This is a genomic window from Lactococcus sp. dk101 (assembly GCF_009601055.1).
Lineage (GTDB): Bacteria > Bacillota > Bacilli > Lactobacillales > Streptococcaceae > Lactococcus.
The window spans coordinates 97,909-114,976 of record NZ_WITI01000005.1; the positions used below are offsets into that span (position 1 = coordinate 97,909).

Genomic DNA, 17,068 nt, shown 5'->3' on the forward strand with positions numbered 1-17,068 from the left:
TTGACTTATAATAGAACTAAGAACTGATGACTGTTTGAAATAAACAGATATAAAGGATTATTAAATGACATTAACACAAGAATTCGATACAATCGCGGCAATCTCAACACCACTTGGTGAAGGAGCGATTTCGATTGTTCGTTTATCAGGAACAGAAGCTGTAAAGATTGCGACTTCTGTTTTTAAAGGGAAAGACTTAACTCAAGTCAATTCACATACCATCAATTATGGTCATATCGTTGAAAAGGAAACTTTGATAGATGAAGTCATGGTTTCTGTCATGCGTGCGCCAAAAACATTTACGCGTGAAGACATTGTCGAAATAAATACCCATGGTGGTATTGCGGTAACACAAGAAATTTTGCAAGTTCTGCTCAGAAACGGGGCTCGATTAGCTGAACCTGGTGAATTTACCAAACGGGCTTTCTTAAATGGCCGCATTGACTTAGCTCAAGCCGAATCAGTCATGGATTTGATTCGTGCAAAGACAGACAAGGCTGCAAACATTGCGATTAAGCAACTTGATGGTTCACTTTCAACATTGATCAATAACATTCGTCAAGAAATTCTCGAATCACTGGCTCAAGTTGAGGTCAATATTGATTATCCGGAATACGACGATGTTGAAACGATGACTTCACAAATGTTGCTTGAAAAGACGGCCCATTTCCAAAACTTGTTGGAAAATCTTTTGTCAACGGCTAAACGTGGTAAAATTTTGCGTGAAGGTTTAAAAACGGCAATTATTGGACGACCAAATGTCGGAAAATCAAGTTTGCTCAATCAACTTTTGCGTGAAGAAAAAGCGATTGTAACTGATATTGCTGGAACAACGCGTGATGTCATTACAGAGTTTGCCAATATTGGTGGCGTGCCACTCGAATTGATTGATACAGCAGGTATTCGTGATACAGAAGATATTGTCGAAAAAATCGGGGTCGAACGTTCTAAAAAAGCGCTCAACGAAGCTGATTTGGTGCTTTTAGTGCTTGATGCGTCGTCAGAGCTGACAGACAAAGATTTGGAACTTTTGGAGCTGTCTGCTTCAAGCAACCGCATTGTCCTATTGAACAAGACAGATTTGCCAGAAAAGATTGAATTGGACAAGCTTCCAGCTGATTTCATTCGTATTTCTGCTTTGAAAAATGAAAACCTTGATGCTGTTGAAGAAAAAATCAACGCCATCTTTTTTGCTGGCGAAATCGAAGCCAAAGATGCTACAGTCCTTTCAAACGCCCGTCACGTTGGCTTGGTCGAAAAGGCATTGTCAGCATTGACAGAAGCAAATGAAGGCCTTGCTGCAGGCTTGCCTGTTGATTTAATCCAAGTTGATGTAACGCGTTGCTGGCAAATTCTTGGAGAAATTACTGGGGACGCCGCTCCTGATGAGCTGATTACGCAACTCTTCTCACAATTCTGTTTGGGAAAATAAAAAAAGAGCGTTTTTGCTCTTTTTTAGTTTAAAAAATTTGTTAAAATACCCCATATGGTATATAATTTGATTATCAAATAAAACTTATTGGAGAAAACAATGAAATCTGTCAACATGCAAGAGCTTATCGAAGCAATGAAAGATGACGCTATAGTCATCGACGTCCGCGAATCATTCGAATATGAAGCAGGTCATGTTCCAACTGCTAAAAATATTCCACTTAGTGAGCTTGACAGCCGCGTTTCTGAAATCAAAGACGGTAGCTACATCATTTGCCAATCAGGTGCGCGTTCAATGACGGCCTGTCAATATTTAACTGCTCAAGGTAAAGAAGTCATCAATGTACTTGGTGGAACTTCTGCTTGGGACGGTTGCTTGGCGGTGTAAGATGTTTGGATTTACAAAAATAGACAGCGTCAGTACTGACGAACTTTCTCAACTCTTACAACAACACAAAACTCAGTTAATCGACGTTCGTGAACCAAGTGAATTTCGTGCTGGTCACATCAAAGGGGCAAGAAATATCCCACTTGGTCAGATTGGTCAATTTTCAGCACCATCAGACACTAAAGTTTACACCATTTGTCAATCTGGTTTACGTAGTAAAAATGCTTATAAAATATTAAAAAAGAAAAACATGAATGTTGTCAACGTCAGTGGTGGCATGAATTCATGGCGAGGTAAGGTTATTAATGGCTCATAAATATCTCATTGTTGGCGGTGTTGCTGGTGGCATGTCAGCTGCGACACGTTTACGTCGTTTACAGCAGGATGCTGAGATTATTGTCTTCGAAAAAGTCCCCCATGTTTCATTTGCAAACTGTGGACTTCCCTATTATGTAGGTGGCGAAATCGAAAAACGGGAGAAATTGATTGTCCAAAGTGCTGAAGCATTGACAAAACGTTTTGATCTCGATATTCGTGAAAACTCGGAGGTAATCGAGATTCATCCAGACAATCATGAAGTAGTTGTCCGTGCTGACGGAAAAGTTTATACGGAAACCTATGATCAACTCATCTTGTCTCCTGGGGCAAAACCAATCGTTCCAAATCTCGAGGGTCTGTCAGAAGTGACAAATGTCTTTACGCTGCGTAATATTCCTGATGTTGACAAGATTGTTGCACATATTGAGCAACGTCCTTTAAAAACTGCGGTTGTTGTTGGTGCTGGATTTATCGGCTTGGAAATGGCTGAAAATCTTGAAAAACGTGGCATGAAAGTTACCATTATTGAACGAGCTGATCATGTCTTACCAACATTAGATATTGAAATGGCAGCTTTAGTTCGAGAAGAACTTGTTAAAAATCATGGCTTGATTGTTTTAACAGGTAAATCAGTCGTTAAAGTTGCGAAAGACCGTGTTTTTCTTGATGATGGCTCTGAGATTTCAACTGATTTGACCATTCTTTCTGTCGGAATTCAACCTGATGGAAGCTTAGCCGAAAAAGCTGGTGTAAACCTTGGTTTACGCGGGGGTATTTTGGTTGATGAAAACTATGAAACTTCTGTCAAGGATATTTATGCTGTAGGTGATGCCATTGTGGTTAAAAATCAAATTTCACAGCAAGATAGTTTGATTTCTTTAGCAAGTCCTGCAAACCGTCAAGGTCGGCAGGTTGCAGACATCCTCTCTGGATTGCCTGTTAAAAATAAAGGAAGTATTGGGACAGCCATTGTTCGTACTTTTGATTTGGCTGCTGCTTCCACAGGACTTTCTGAACAGACTGCGATTCAACTGGGATTGACACATAAAGTGGTTCACATTACCGCAAATAACCACGCTGGTTATTATCCTGGAAGTAGCTCTATTTTGTTAAAATTGATTTTCAATCCTGAAAATGGTGAAATTTACGGTGCTCAAGCGGTCGGAAAAAATGGTGTTGACAAACGAATTGACATTCTCTCAACGGCTATCAAAGCTGGCTTGACCATTTACGACTTGCCTGAACTTGAATTTACATATGCTCCTCCATTTGGCTCTGCAAAAGACCCTGTCAATATGATTGGTTATGCCGCAATGAATATCGCAATGGGAATTTCTGATAATATTCAATGGCACGAATTGAAAGCTGAGTTGACAGCCGGTAAACTTTTGCTTGACGTCAGAAATCCAGGAGAAATCAAACGCGGAAGTTTCAAAAATTCAGTAAATATACCACTTGATGAGCTTCGCGGTCGTCTATCTGAACTTGACAAAAATCAGGCTTATATCGTAAGCTGTCAATCTGGTTTACGCTCTTATAATGCCGAACGCATTCTTAAAGCGGCTGGATTTGATGTGAAAAATCTTGACGGCGCTTTTGGACTTTACAGCAAAGTTGACAATGAACTTCTTAATAAATAAGATTGGATAAAAATGAACCATAATATCACAGATGCAACATTTAAAGATGAAACACGAAATGGACTTGTATTGATTGACTTTTGGGCAGAATGGTGTGGCCCTTGTCGTATGCAATCCCCTATTCTTGAACAACTGGCTCAAGAATATTCAGAAGACCAACTCAAAATCGTCAAATTAAATGTCGATGAAAACCCAAATACGCCATTTAATTTCAATATCATGAGTATTCCAACTTTGATGTTCAAGAAAAATGGACAAGTCGTTAAAAAAATTGTTGGCGTCCATACAAAAACACAACTTCAGGAAATCATTCAACAACTTTCCTAATATAGAAAGGGCATCACATGGAGATTTATGACAAAAAAATGGTCAACCGACTCAAGCGAGCTGACGGGCAACTTCATGCCGTTTTGCGAATGATGGCGGAAGAACAAGACTGTATCAATGTCATTACTCAGCTGACTGCGGTTCGCTCAAGTATTGACAATTTGATTGGGGTAATTGTGGCAGAAAATCTCAAGAATTGCCTTTTAACAAGTAATCCTGACAATCAAGATGCAAAAATTGATCAAGCAATAAAAATGATTGTCAAAAAATAAAGCTGTCAGTTCTGACAGTTTTATTTTGCATTTTTTTAAAAAGGTTGTATAATGACGCTATCTGAAGTAAAGAAGGTTACTCATGAAATCTATCCTACTGGTCGATGATGAAAGTCGGCTGCTCAATTTACTAACTTTGTATCTCGAAGACGCTGGTTATCACTGCGAAAAAGAGCTGTCAGCTCTGACGGCCATTGAACGTGTGAAAAATGAAGCATTTGATTTGATTTTACTTGATGTGATGATGCCAGAAATGGATGGCTGGCAAGTTTGCAAGCACATTCGGGAATTTAGTCAAATTCCAATCATCATGCTAACGGCTAGAGATGCTGCTGATGACATGGTTTTCGGTTTGGAAAATGGTGCCGATGATTATATTACAAAGCCCTTTGATGAGAAAATATTGCTGGCTCGGGTTGCCGCTTTGCTCCGCCGATCAGACAAGACTGATGGACTCAACTTTCAAGGTATTTCTCTCAATCCGACGACTTTTCAAGCGCGCGTCAATGCTCAAATTCTGGTTTTTACGCCAAAAGAATTTGAATTATTGACTTTGTTTTTGGAAAATCAGAACCAAGTTTTCAGTCGTGACCACTTGATAGAAGCCGTTTGGGGATATACTTCAGATGTTGACAATCGCACGGTTGACTCGCACATCAGAAATCTACGTGAAAAATTGCGCGACACTGGTTTTCAAGTCGATAATTTCCTAAAAACAATCTATGGAGTGGGATATAAATGGGAAAGTTAAGAAATTTATTTGTAAAAAATGATAAAACGCACCGCTTCCGCGATAAAATATCTGTCAAAATTAGTTTTCTTTATTTAATCCTCATTTTACTGATAGAATTATGGCTGTTTGTCGGATTTTATCTGTTCATTTTCAATTCGGTCATCAACAACCAGGTTAATTCATTGGTCAATCGTGGTGAAAATTTTTCTTCCGTTTTAAGTATGGAATTTGATACAAATATGGTCAAACACGCCATTATGCTTGAGAAAAATAGCAGCCAAGAAATTGTCATCCAAAATGAAAATCACGACATCATTGGAAGTTCGAATGCTGTCACTGCTCAAATGCAAACTCACATTAAATCCTTAGAAAATGTTAATTCAAGTCAAAAAGTCCTCCATTATCAGCTTTTCAAAGATGATTATATCGTTTCGATGAATCGAATTGAGAAAGATGGAAAAATTTTGGGGACGGTTTACTTATTCTTAGAAACGAAACCAATCCGTCAAACACTGCTTCAAATTGGTCTTGTTTTCCTACTTCTTCTGTTTTTAACATTCATTTTGACTGCCATTTTGACATATTATCTGTCTCGAAAAATCACAAAACCTTTGCTCGAATTGAAAGATACGACCGAAAAAATAGCCAATGGTGCGTTTGATTTGACAACTGACATTCATTCGCAAGATGAAATTGGAGACTTGGCTCATGCCATTGAAAACCTGGCTTCACGGCTCAATCAGTTACAAAAACAACGCAACGAGTTTTTGTCAGCTGTTGCCCACGAATTGCGAACACCGCTCACGTTGATTAAAGGCTATGCTGATTTTGCTAGCCGAAAAAATGTTTCAGAAAATCAGCGTTCGGAGTACTTGTCCATCATCAAAGAGGAAATCGAGCGTCTGACAAAGCTCGTCGAAAATCTAATGACGCTGGCAAGATTAGAAGAAAATGAATTTACCATTAGTAAAAAAGAGACCAATCTGGCAGAACTTATCCAACAAGTTGCGACCGACATTACGCTTCTCTTGAAAGACAAACAAATGCTGCTAAATATCCAAGGTAACGCCAATTTTTCTGCCCAAATTGACCCGGTTCGCATTCAACAAGTTCTGACCAATTTATTAATGAATGCTTACAAATATTCACCTGAAAAATCAACCATTACGCTGTCTGTCAGAGCTGACAAAGCTGATTTTTCGATTGTCATTCGTGATGAAGGCCCCGGAATTTCTGAAGAAAATTTGCCTCATATTTTTGACCGTTTTTATCGGGTAGATTCGTCTCGAACACGAAAAACGGGGGGATTTGGTCTCGGTTTGAGTATTGTCAAAGACATCATTTCTCTTCATGGCGGACAGATTTCAGCGGAAAGTATCGAAAATCAAGGTACCAAAATTAAAATAAGATTGCCTTATCATTAAAAAAAAATCAGTAGTACTGATTTTTTTTATTTTATTTTCAAATCTGCACAAGTTCTGCACATTTGAGTTTTATAATGAATTTATCAAGAAAAAGAAAGAAGAAAAGCAAATGGGACTTTTTGGATGTGGAAGTATTTTCCGCGACATGGCGTATATGGGAGAAGCCAGTCATCATCAGCATAATAGCATAATGACACAAGGATCTCGGATGACTGATCAAGAATTACGAGATGAACTCGCGCGACGCAATCAAAATCTTGCCTTACAAGATGAAATCGCAGCCCTCCGTCAAGAAATTGCCGACATGAAACAAGCAAAAAATGACAACTGGTCAAATTTTTAAAATTTTTTTCAAATCTGCACAAGTTCTGCACATTTAAAATTTATAATGAATTTATCAACAAAGGAAAAAGGAAAAATTTATAATGAACACTCAAATGACAATCGAATATCTCGTATCACTCCTCGCAATCTTAGCTGTTGCAATCGGAGGATTTGCACTCTATCGTGCAACGCGGCCAACAAGTCAAACTGAAATCGACAGTCTCAAACATGAAAACGAAGCATTGTTCCAAGAAAATGTCATGCTGAAACAGAATCTTTAAATCAGCAGCTCAATGAGCCAGCTGATTCAGCACAAGTCCCCCTAATCAAATAATAATAATCACTACTTGTGTTGAACCAACTGACTCAACATCCACACATTCACAAATGAAAAGAGAAACTAAAATGAAAAAAACACTCCTTATCGGCGCAAGCCTCGTCGTTCTTACTGCAGCTGGCACATTTGCCCTTTCACAAAATGCCCAAAAAGTTGAAGCTCAAACAACAACCAGCAGTTTTAACCAAGAACTGTCAGCAATGACACAAGCCATGAAAGCTGGAAATTTTGCAGGAGCGAAAGCTGATTATACTCAAGCACAAAACGCAATGGCACATATTTCTAGCAAAAAATTGCAAAACACAAACTGGATTAGCCAAATGACAAAAATCATGAGCGAAAATCAAAACACCTTATCAGCCATGATGACCAATAAAACGGCTCTGTCAGCTATGACAACGGCTATGAAAGCTGGTCAAACGGTAAATGCTTCGACTGACTACAAAAATGCTGTCAATGCCATGACAACAATTATGCAAAATGCTAATCTTAAAAACTCAACTTGGGTCAACCAAATGACGCAAGCCATGACCACATATCACAGTCAGCTCGGCTCAATGATGACGGGCACAACAGCTTCAAATGCTACAACTTACAGCAATATGATGAGTGGACGCACGACTGGAACTGCTTCAACTTATAGCAATATGATGAACGACACTTACACGTCAGGAGCAACTTCAAATGCCACTTCAAATTATAATTCAATGATGGGAAATAAATAATATGATGAGTTCAAGTTACGGTTATGGCGATATGATGGGCAGCTTTGGTATCAGTACTGGCGCCATACTCATCTTAATTTTGATTGGGGCGGTGGTTTATCTGCTTTGCAAAAATTCACACAATGGTCGCTCGAAACACAATGAAGCACTCGAAGATGAAATCAGACAGTTGAAAAAGGAAATTCAAGACCTAAAAAAAGATAAATGGAAGGACTACTAATCATGATGTCAGGTTGGTTTAACAATAATAATGCACAAAATTTCCGCAACTTCTGCGGGTCAAATGGAAATAATGGATTTACTGCAAACAACGGCTATACAAACTTTTTTTAACGGAGGAATGATTATTATGATGATTGCTATTTTTGCATTGCTGATTGGCGCAGCTTACTTGATTTGGAAACAGACTCGGTCAAACACAAGTGGCCACCAAAGCGTGTCAGCACTGACAGAGCAAGAGTTGCGCGATGAATTAGAACATCGCAAATCGAGCAAAGATTTAGAGCAAGAACTCGCTGATTTGAAACGTGAAATCAAAGCATTAAAAGAAAAATAAAAAGCTAGCGCAAACTAGCTTTTTATTTTGAGTACAAAAAAATGAGCCTTAGCTCATTTATTGATGCGGTGGAAGGGACTTGAACCCTTACAGCCTAAAGCGGCCACAGGATCCTTAATCCTGCGCGTCTGCCAATTCCGCCACCACCGCAAAACAGTACTCAACTATAATACCATTTTTAAGCCTCCAGGTCAAGAATTAAGTCATTTTTTAATTCTTTTATGCGAAAACATTCGGTTTTGTCAGTACTGACAGCCTTTGTTTCATGAGAAACATCAGTCAAAACTTCCATTCACATCGATCTGATCCAGCAAATCTTTGAAATCTTCACTGTGTTTAAAAATCCCCACAGCTTCTGCTCTTGCGACTTCCAAAATATTGTAATCATTAACCAAATCTGCTGCAATAAATTCTGGGATCCCCGATTGGCGAACGCCAAATATTTCACCAGACCCACGCATTTTCAGGTCTTCTTCTGCTAAAGTAAAGCCATTTTGCGTTTCGGTCATGATTTTCATTCGCTTCTTACCTGTGTCTGATTTGGGATTTGCAACCAAAATCGTAAATGATTTCTTACTTCCACGTCCGACACGACCACGGAGCTGATGGAGCTGAGAAAGCCCAAAACGATCAGCATCCATGATGACCATGATTGTGGCATTTGGCACATCGACACCGACTTCTATTACCGTTGTTGAAACAAGGACATCAAGCTTTTTCGCTTTAAAATCCTGCATAACAGCATCTTTTTCATCTGCCTTCATTTTTCCGTGCAAGAGCCCAATCTTTGCAAATAAACCAAAATAATCCATCAGTTCTTCATACAAAGCGACTGCATTTTTTAAGTCCAATGCTTCAGACTCTTCAATCAATGGCGAAATAAAATAAACTTGAGCTTCATTATCAAGCTCTGTCTTTATCCATTTCAAAACTTCACCGAACTGCTCATGCTTGACCCAACGTGTCGTAATCGGCTGACGGCCTTTAGGCAATTCATTGATGATTGAAACGTCCATATCACCAAAAGCAGTAATCGCAAGCGTTCTTGGAATTGGCGTTGCTGTCATCATCAAGACATCTGGATTTTGTCCTTTTTCACGAAAAACCTTACGTTGATTGACACCAAAACGGTGTTGCTCATCTGTGACAACCAGTCCAAGCCGATAATAATCCACATCGTTCTGGATTAAGGCATGCGTCCCAACAATCATATGACTTTTTCCACTTGCAATATCCTCAAGTGCAAGGCGTTTCTCAGCCGTTTTCAAACCACTAACCAGCAAAGTAATGTGCAATTCTGGAAAGAGTTGACGCAAGTTTACCACATGTTGACGTGCCAAAATTTCCGTTGGAACCATGATGGCTGCTTGAAAATTTGCCAAACAGGCTGCATACATGGCAAGACTTGCGACGACTGTTTTTCCTGAACCCACATCGCCTTGCAAGAGGCGATTCATGTGATACGGACTTGCCATATCAGCCAAAATTTCTGTCAGTGCTGACGACTGAGCCCCTGTCAATTCATAAGGAAGCTCTGCCATTTTGGCATTGACCTCTGCTTGTTCGAAATCAATCTGTAAGCCCGATTGACCCACTTTATCTTTGTTTTTAAGTGCCTGAAGCTTGAGTTGGAAGAGAAACAGCTCTTCGAATTTCACGCGCCGTAAGGCCTGCTTATGAGCCTCCATGTCTTTCGGGAAATGCATGGCTTGGACAGCTTCTTGACGTCCCATCAACCGATATTTTTCAAGTAAATACTGAGGCAGATTTTCCGAGAGTTCATTTAGCAATCCAGCTTCCAAAACCTGCTGAATGGCCTTGACCAACGTTGACTGTTTCAGGCCAGCCACCAGATGATAAACAGGTTCAAAACCCAAATCATCATCTGTTTCTGTATTTGTTTTGCTGGCAACAATCTTCATTCCTGAGAGTTGCTGTTTAGCCTGTTCCCATTTGCCATAGACGGCAATTTCGCTTCCAACTTCGACTTTATCTGCTAAATAAGGCTGATTGAAAAAGCTGATGCCGACAACAGCTTCATCTTGTTTTATTTTAAAAGTCAACCGATTGCGTTTAAATCCATAATACTGAACATTTGCTGGCGTAACCACCGTTCCCGAAATCGTTGCTTTTTCACCATCAAGCAAGTCAAAAATACTTCGACTGGCAAAGTCTTCATAGCGAAATGGAAAATAAAGTAATAAATCTTGCATGGTAAAAATGCCTAATTTATGAAAATTTTCCGCAGCTTTCGGCCCTACACCTTTCAAAAATTGGATACTATCTGTTAGTTTCATAACTTTATTATATCAGAAAATGCAAGGCTTTTTCTGACATTCAATATTTAAAGTCAAATAAAAAAGCATGATTACCACGCTTTTTAATTTCGTCTTGATTTTTTATTTTTTCAATTTCACAACATTGAGCAATAAAGAACTCACAACCACTGTAATCGAACTCAAAGCCATAGCAAGACCGGCAAATTCAGGAGATGCTGTAATTCCCCAAGCCACGAAAACACCCGCTGCAATCGGAATTCCAATCACATTGTAAATGAAAGCCCAGAAAAGATTGAGCCGAATCCTGTTAAAAGTCTTTTTGGCCAACGACAAGGCGACCACAACATCTTCCAGATCATTCTTGACCAAAACAATACCACCAGATTCGATTGCAATGTCCGTTCCAGATCCCATTGCAATCCCCACTGTTGCTGTTGTCAGTGCTGGTGCATCATTGATTCCATCGCCCACAAAAGCAACTGGTGCTTGCATTTCTAAACGGTGAATGGCTTCTGCCTTTTCACTTGGTAGCACGCCTGCAATAACTTCATCAATGCCAACTTCATTTCCAATCGCTTGTGCAACAAGTTGATTATCCCCAGTCAACATGACCGTTCGTAAGCCACTTTCCTTCAAGGCATGAATTGCTTTTTTCGAACTGGCTTTTGCAATGTCTTGAATACCAATCAAGGCAATAATTTCGCCATCAAAGCCGACAATAACAACCGTTTTTGCTTCCGACTGCAGACTTTGCATTTTTTCAACAGAGGACTTGTCCATCTCGAAATCTTCAACAAGTTTATCATTTCCAATAAATGCTGGCTTGCCGTCAATCAATGCGGAAACACCTTTTCCTGAAATGGCTTCAAAGTTTTCGGCTGAGTAAGCGGCTACATTATCCTCTTTAGCTCGATTCATGACCGCCAAAGCCAATGGATGCTCAGATGGCTCCTCAAGTCCTGCAGCAATCACCAGAATTTCAACTTCAGATTTACCACTCACACTGACAATATCCGTAACCTGCGGTTTTCCCACGGTGATTGTCCCCGTCTTGTCAAAAACAACCGTTTTAACATTGTGCGTTGCTTCGAGAACTTCTCCATTTTTAATCAAAATCCCAAGTTTTGCTGACCGACCTGTCCCAACCATCAAAGCCATCGGCGTTGCAATCCCCAAGGCACACGGACAAGCAATGATCAAGACAGAAACAGCATAAACCAGAGCATTTACGAAACTATCGCCGATAAAGACATACCAGATGGTAAAGGTCAGAATGGCAATAATCAAAACAATCGGAACAAAAATATTAGAGATTTGATCCACTGTTTTTTGGATTGGTGCGCGCGAACTTTGCGCTTGACGAACCATTTCAGCAATATTTGCAAGAAGCGTGTCGCCACCAACTTTCGTTGCTTCAAAGCTAAACGTCCCTGTACTATTTACTGTGGCGCCAATAACACTGTCCCCAACTGACTTTTCGACCGGCATTGATTCGCCAGTTACCATTGATTCATCAAGCGTTGATTTACCTTCACGAATGATTCCATCGACAGCAACCTTTTCGCCTGGCTTCACACGAATCAAATCGCCAACTCGAATTTCATCAAGTGGTAATTTGACATAGTTGCCATCACGAAAAACTTCTGCATCTTTGGCTTGCAAATCCATCAATTTTTCAACAGCACTAGAGGCTTGTGCCTTCATCCGTTCTTCAAATAAGCTTCCAAGCAAAATCAAAGTGATGACGACAGCAACAGCTTCAAAATAAGTTCCTTTATTGACCGTCATGGCGTAAAGACTATAAAGATAAGCAATACTTGTACCTAATCCAACCAACGTATCCATATTGGCATGGTGGTTTTTAAAGGATGCCCATGCTGATTGTAGAAAGGGCAGACCTGATCCAAAAAACACCAATGAACCAAGTACAAATTCAAGCCAAACAGGAAGCATCAATCCGACAAAACCTGTAAACATACTGATAACTAACGGAATTGATCCAATCAAACCAATAACAAAACGTTTTGTGATTGACATTTATGACCTCCTTATTTTACTGTGTAGCTCCCATGAACCATTTCCATTCCACAAGAAAAGCCAAATTTTCCTTTTTCTTCTGGTGTAAAATCAAATGTAACTGGTGTATTCAAGGGCAATTCCCGTTTTTCTCCGTTGAAAATTACTTCATCAAGACAGCCTTTTTCGCTCATTCTCTTAAATGTAACTTTTGCAGCTTGATTTGCTTTAAGTTTGAAATCTTTTGGTTCATACCCACCGTCAACAATGACAGTAACTTCATTTGATGTTTTTAATCCGAACATTTTAATTTTCTCTTTTCTTTTTATAAATTTATTTGACAATTATTTTCCCGTGAAACATATTCATGCCACAGGCATAATTGATTTCACCATCTTTTGATGTCTCTAATTCAATGACATGATCTTCATTTTGTGGCAAGAAATCATTGATACCAAAATCTGGAAAGACCACATGATCCAAACAACTTGATGGATCTTTACGATTGAAGGTCACGCGCGCTGAAATGCCTTTTTTCAAGGTTAGCACTGCCGGATTGTAGCCACCATTGACTGAAATGACAGCTTCCTGAATGCCATCATGAATTTCTGCTTGTGCCGTACTTGCTTCGTGATTTCCAAAAAACCACCATAAAATAAAAGCAATCAAGGCAAGCGCTATAAGTACGATAAGTACTGACACCATTGTTTCTCCTCCATTATTCTAGCATGAGCAGATATCCATCTTACTCATACAATCACAAGTGACTTGCTCAACACTTTCCTTTTGAGCAAGTGTCTGCTCAAGCAAGTTTTTATCAGCTTTAGTAAAATCACTTTCTTGAACGGCTTGAAGCAAAACGGAAATATGTTTTTTTGCGCACACTTTTCTCAAAAATTCACTGGTCATGGTGTGAATGGCTTCATCTTCTGTGCAAGTGGGCGAATAAATATATTTGCGTCCATCGCGTCGAGTAACCAATAATTCTTTTTTGACCAGCCTTGCTAAAAAGGTTTTCACCGTCGATATTGACCAATCAAAACGTTGCAAAAGCGAGTCGTTAATTTGATTTAGACTTCCCTCACCGAGTGACCAGACCACGCGCATGACAACCAATTCGCTGTCTGATAAATTGAGTTCCATTTTTTCTTCCTTTCTTTTTATATCTACAAGTGTAGTTTAACATTAATTTTTTTGTTTGTCAATAATGAAACTACGTTTGTAGATTTATTTAAAAAAAAAAAAAAACAGTGCTGATTGACATTCATCGTTTGTCAGCACTGACAGTCTTATTCTATTCAATTGCTTTATCAATAATCGATCTGACAACAGACTCTCGTTTTTCAAGAGAACCAATTTTATCCTTTTTCTCGTAGTATTTAACAAGCATTTCACAAATAAAAAGTTGTGAAAACTTACCAGAAAGTGAACCACCATCAAAAAAATCATCCGTTGCCGTTTGCAAAACAACATCAGATAATTGAGCAATCGGAGACAATAAATAATTGGTAATGGAAATTATTTTTGCCTCATTTTTTCTTGCGATTGATAGTGAATCGATAATATCTTTAGTTTTACCCGAAAGTGAAATCCCAATGACTAAATCATCAGAGCGTAAGATTGAAGCAATTTGTGCCTGAAAATGCGGATCTGTAACTACTTTCAACTGAACACCTATTCTTAGAAACATCGCTTCCAAATCACGACCGGTATTTCCGCTACTTCCAACACCAAAAATATAAGCAGGTTTTGCCGTCGGAATAAGGTCAACAGCTTTTTCTAGTGAATCTTGATTCAGCATTTTTTTAGTGATGCTAATTGTTTTATGCAGGTCTAACTCACTCTGATCAAACAAATCATTATTGGTAGAATGTGTTTCCTTTTCGTAGTAATCATCTTTCGCAATATCAATTTTCAAATCTGAATAACCCGAATAGCCCAATTTTTGACAAAAACGAATGATTGTTGCATCTCCAACATTCGTATATGTCTTGATATCATTCATTGTACCGTGTACAACGCGATCACTTGCAGATAGAACGTAATTCGCCACTTTTTTCTCAGACTTAGTCAATGTATCATATTTTTCTTTAATTAATTGCTTAACATTCATATCTGTTTCTTTCCTTCTTTTCATTTTTTATCTAACACTATATTTAGCATATATTTTTTTTTATTTCAACTATTTTTCTTATCTTATTTGTTTAAAGAAAATCCCGTCAGTAATGACAGACTCTCTCTTTTGTTTTTAACAAAAACATTTTATTTTTAATAATGTTATAAAAATAGCAAAAATGAGCTTGACAATAATGTAAGCGTATGCTATATTATTTGTGGAGAAACAATCCGAAAATAATAAATTATGGAGAAAAACTGAATGGTGAATGAAAAAGCGTTCTTGGAAAAAGTTAAATCTGGCATCATTATTTCTTGTCAAGCACTACCTGGAGAGCCATTGTACACCGAAGAAGGTGGCGTAATGCCTCTTATGGCAACAGCTGCAAAAATGGCTGGTGCAGTCGGTATCCGGGCAAATTCCGTTCGAGATATTGAACAAATCAAAGCCGTTGTCGATCTTCCAATCATTGGAATTATCAAACGTGATTATTTGCCGGAAAAACCTTTTATCACGGCAACTATGAAAGAAGTCGATGAACTCGCTGCAACAGGTTGTGATGTGATTGCCTTTGATTGTACCCTTCGAAAGCGTCATGATGGCCTTAGTATCAACGCATTCATTGAACAAATCAAAACTAAATATCCCGACCAACTGTTAATGGCTGACTGTGCAACATTTGAAGAAGCTGTCAATGCTTACAAGGCTGGAGTTCATTTTGTTGGTACAACTCTCAGCGGATATACTGATGAAAGTATCAAACAAGAAGGCCCTGATATTGAACTTATTTCAAAACTCGTCAAAGAAGGAATTCCTGTCATTGCTGAAGGGCGTATCCATACTCCTGAACAAGCACAAGAAATCAAAAAATTAGGTGTTGTCAGCATGGTCATCGGGGGTGCAATTACACGTCCTTTGGAAATTGCCAGTCGCTTCATCGACGCCGTTAAATCTGTCTAAGTATTTCATGATTTTATTTTATAGAAATCAAAACCATCCTATTGATACGGTCTTCCAATCTATCTTCTAGATAGAAAGCAACAAAAATATTTCACTACCAATAGGTCTTTTTTTAAGTTTTAAATGGAAACGCTATCACAAGTTGTATTCTCGTAAACAGCGCTGACGAGGAGCTTCCAATTTTTGTGAACTTCGTTTCAAATATTTGCATCTTGGCGACTTGATTCGTTTACTTTTTAGTAAGTCCCAATTTTTAGTTTTAAAAATATCGTTTAAATCATGAATAAATCAATGATTTGAGCAAGGAGATTAGAAAAATATGAGAATAAAAACCAAAAACACGAGTGGTTCTCGAAGTATTGACAATCCATTATCAGGCTATGCATTTATTATCCCCCAAGTCCTTTTGATGGTTGTGTTTATCATCTACCCTGTCATCAAAGGTTTTAAAATGAGTTTCTTCGCAACTTACGGCATGGATTCGTATTTTGTTGGATTCGACAATTTTAAAACACTGTTTTCAGATCCTATCTTTTTGAAATCAATCGTCAATACCCTGCTCTTTGTTGCAGCTATTGTTATCTTAACGATTGTTTTTGCTTTATTTGTTTCAACAACTGTTTACGATAAAAATCCCAAATACATTTCATTTATTAGAGCAAGTTACTATCTACCTGTTATGGTATCCATGGTTGTCATGAGTATCATCTGGAACTTCTTACTCACACCAACAAGCGGATTAATCAGCTATCTGATGGGAAATATGGGAATCCACAATGTTAATCTTCTAGGAAGTCCAAACATTGTCATGTGGGTCATCATCTTCGTTACATTTGTTGGGAATGTCGGACAAGCAATCATCTTGTACTTAGCAGATATGATTGGAATTCCTGAAGATTATTTTGAAGCTGCTCAATTAGACGGCGCTTCAAGATGGGAAAGAATTCGTTACATTTTAATTCCACTTTCAAAACCAACAACAATCTATTTAGTAGTCATCAATTTCATTGCTGTCTTAAAGATTTTCGTTGTTATTCAATTATTGACTGGCGGTGGACCAAACAATGCTTCTGTAACAATGATGTACTACTTGTATCAAAATGCGTTTGTTTATAACCATACTGGAATTGCCGCAGCCATTGGTGTATTGATGTTTATCATTGCACTTGTTCTCAGTATTCCACAAATGAAGTCATTCTTAAAAACAAAATAAGGTAGGAAA

General features: G+C 38.5%; 21 protein-coding genes and 1 tRNA gene. 15 read left to right on the forward strand and 7 right to left on the reverse strand.

Going from position 1 to position 17,068, the window contains the following annotated elements; genetic code table 11:
• The first annotated feature begins 64 nt into the window (after window positions 1-64).
• The 13 genes from mnmE (at window position 65) to GHI45_RS05800 (ending at window position 8,475) form a co-directional block, all read left to right on the forward strand.
• Window positions 65-1,432 carry a tRNA uridine-5-carboxymethylaminomethyl(34) synthesis GTPase MnmE gene (gene mnmE / locus GHI45_RS05740; RefSeq protein ID WP_147779867.1) on the forward strand — a complete coding sequence of 456 codons (1,368 nt, stop codon included), beginning with the start codon at window positions 65-67 and terminating at the stop codon, window positions 1,430-1,432.
• Between the two features lie 99 nt (window positions 1,433-1,531).
• A complete protein-coding gene (locus GHI45_RS05745) occupies window positions 1,532-1,819 on the forward strand; it encodes a rhodanese-like domain-containing protein (RefSeq protein WP_147779868.1) in 288 nt (95 codons plus the stop codon).
• Between the two features lies 1 nt (window position 1,820).
• Entirely contained in the window at window positions 1,821-2,135 is a 315-nt protein-coding gene (locus GHI45_RS05750) for a rhodanese-like domain-containing protein (protein WP_147779869.1), read from the forward strand.
• The gene (locus GHI45_RS05755) at window positions 2,125-3,777 is read left to right on the forward strand and encodes an FAD-dependent oxidoreductase (RefSeq protein ID WP_147779870.1); all 1,653 of its coding nucleotides are present in this window, start codon (window positions 2,125-2,127) and stop codon (window positions 3,775-3,777) included. Before GHI45_RS05750 ends, GHI45_RS05755 begins: the two co-directional genes overlap by 11 nt.
• 12 nt (window positions 3,778-3,789) lie before the next feature.
• Window positions 3,790-4,104, forward strand: coding sequence for a thioredoxin (trxA, locus tag GHI45_RS05760; protein ID WP_147779871.1), 315 nt, complete (start codon window positions 3,790-3,792; stop codon window positions 4,102-4,104).
• A gap of 17 nt (window positions 4,105-4,121) precedes the next feature.
• Window positions 4,122-4,376, forward strand: a complete 255-nt coding sequence (locus GHI45_RS05765) for a metal-sensitive transcriptional regulator (RefSeq protein ID WP_147779872.1) — start codon at window positions 4,122-4,124, stop codon at window positions 4,374-4,376.
• A gap of 82 nt (window positions 4,377-4,458) precedes the next feature.
• Entirely contained in the window at window positions 4,459-5,127 is a 669-nt protein-coding gene (locus GHI45_RS05770) for a response regulator transcription factor (RefSeq protein WP_147779873.1), read from the forward strand.
• Window positions 5,115-6,533, forward strand: a complete 1,419-nt coding sequence (locus GHI45_RS05775; protein ID WP_147779874.1) for a cell wall metabolism sensor histidine kinase WalK — start codon at window positions 5,115-5,117, stop codon at window positions 6,531-6,533. The genes GHI45_RS05770 and GHI45_RS05775 overlap by 13 nt, the downstream gene beginning before the upstream one ends.
• A gap of 109 nt (window positions 6,534-6,642) precedes the next feature.
• Complete coding sequence (locus GHI45_RS05780; RefSeq protein ID WP_147779875.1) at window positions 6,643-6,876, forward strand: hypothetical protein; 234 nt, start codon at window positions 6,643-6,645, stop codon at window positions 6,874-6,876.
• 82 nt (window positions 6,877-6,958) lie between these two features.
• Window positions 6,959-7,138 (forward strand): hypothetical protein, encoded by a 180-nt coding sequence (locus tag GHI45_RS05785; RefSeq protein WP_147779876.1) that lies wholly within the window; start codon window positions 6,959-6,961, stop codon window positions 7,136-7,138.
• 124 nt (window positions 7,139-7,262) lie between these two features.
• Window positions 7,263-7,919 (forward strand): hypothetical protein, encoded by a 657-nt coding sequence (locus GHI45_RS05790; RefSeq protein WP_147779877.1) that lies wholly within the window; start codon window positions 7,263-7,265, stop codon window positions 7,917-7,919.
• A 1-nt stretch (window position 7,920) separates the two neighbouring features.
• Window positions 7,921-8,139 carry a hypothetical protein gene (locus tag GHI45_RS05795; RefSeq protein WP_147779878.1) on the forward strand — a complete coding sequence of 73 codons (219 nt, stop codon included), beginning with the start codon at window positions 7,921-7,923 and terminating at the stop codon, window positions 8,137-8,139.
• 30 nt (window positions 8,140-8,169) lie between these two features.
• Window positions 8,170-8,475 carry a hypothetical protein gene (locus GHI45_RS05800; protein ID WP_147779879.1) on the forward strand — a complete coding sequence of 102 codons (306 nt, stop codon included), beginning with the start codon at window positions 8,170-8,172 and terminating at the stop codon, window positions 8,473-8,475.
• 64 nt (window positions 8,476-8,539) lie between these two features.
• On the opposite strand, the gene GHI45_RS05805 is transcribed toward GHI45_RS05800, so the two are convergent.
• The 7 genes from GHI45_RS05805 to GHI45_RS05835 form a co-directional block, all read right to left on the reverse strand.
• A tRNA-Leu gene (locus tag GHI45_RS05805) sits at window positions 8,540-8,625 on the reverse strand.
• A gap of 125 nt (window positions 8,626-8,750) precedes the next feature.
• The gene (gene recG / locus GHI45_RS05810) at window positions 8,751-10,772 is read right to left on the reverse strand and encodes an ATP-dependent DNA helicase RecG (RefSeq protein ID WP_147779880.1); all 2,022 of its coding nucleotides are present in this window, start codon (window positions 10,770-10,772) and stop codon (window positions 8,751-8,753) included.
• Window positions 10,773-10,874: 102 nt separating this feature from the next.
• Window positions 10,875-12,791 carry a copper-translocating P-type ATPase gene (locus GHI45_RS05815; protein ID WP_147779881.1) on the reverse strand — a complete coding sequence of 639 codons (1,917 nt, stop codon included), beginning with the start codon at window positions 12,789-12,791 and terminating at the stop codon, window positions 10,875-10,877.
• 11 nt (window positions 12,792-12,802) lie between these two features.
• On the reverse strand, window positions 12,803-13,075 hold the full coding sequence (locus GHI45_RS05820) for a cupredoxin domain-containing protein (protein WP_147779882.1): 273 nt from the start codon (window positions 13,073-13,075) through the stop codon (window positions 12,803-12,805).
• A 28-nt stretch (window positions 13,076-13,103) separates the two neighbouring features.
• Entirely contained in the window at window positions 13,104-13,475 is a 372-nt protein-coding gene (locus tag GHI45_RS05825; protein ID WP_147779883.1) for a cupredoxin domain-containing protein, read from the reverse strand.
• An 18-nt stretch (window positions 13,476-13,493) separates the two neighbouring features.
• Window positions 13,494-13,913: a CopY/TcrY family copper transport repressor gene (locus GHI45_RS05830; protein ID WP_147779884.1), complete on the reverse strand. Its 420-nt coding sequence runs from the start codon at window positions 13,911-13,913 to the stop codon at window positions 13,494-13,496.
• A 151-nt stretch (window positions 13,914-14,064) separates the two neighbouring features.
• Complete coding sequence (locus GHI45_RS05835) at window positions 14,065-14,883, reverse strand: MurR/RpiR family transcriptional regulator (RefSeq protein WP_147779885.1); 819 nt, start codon at window positions 14,881-14,883, stop codon at window positions 14,065-14,067.
• 267 nt (window positions 14,884-15,150) lie between these two features.
• Between GHI45_RS05835 and GHI45_RS05840 the strand changes: the two genes are divergently transcribed.
• Both GHI45_RS05840 and GHI45_RS05845 read left to right on the forward strand, forming a co-directional pair.
• A complete protein-coding gene (locus GHI45_RS05840; protein WP_147779901.1) occupies window positions 15,151-15,846 on the forward strand; it encodes an N-acetylmannosamine-6-phosphate 2-epimerase in 696 nt (231 codons plus the stop codon).
• Between the two features lie 319 nt (window positions 15,847-16,165).
• A complete protein-coding gene (locus GHI45_RS05845; RefSeq protein WP_147779886.1) occupies window positions 16,166-17,059 on the forward strand; it encodes a carbohydrate ABC transporter permease in 894 nt (297 codons plus the stop codon).
• Window positions 17,060-17,068 lie beyond the last annotated feature (9 nt).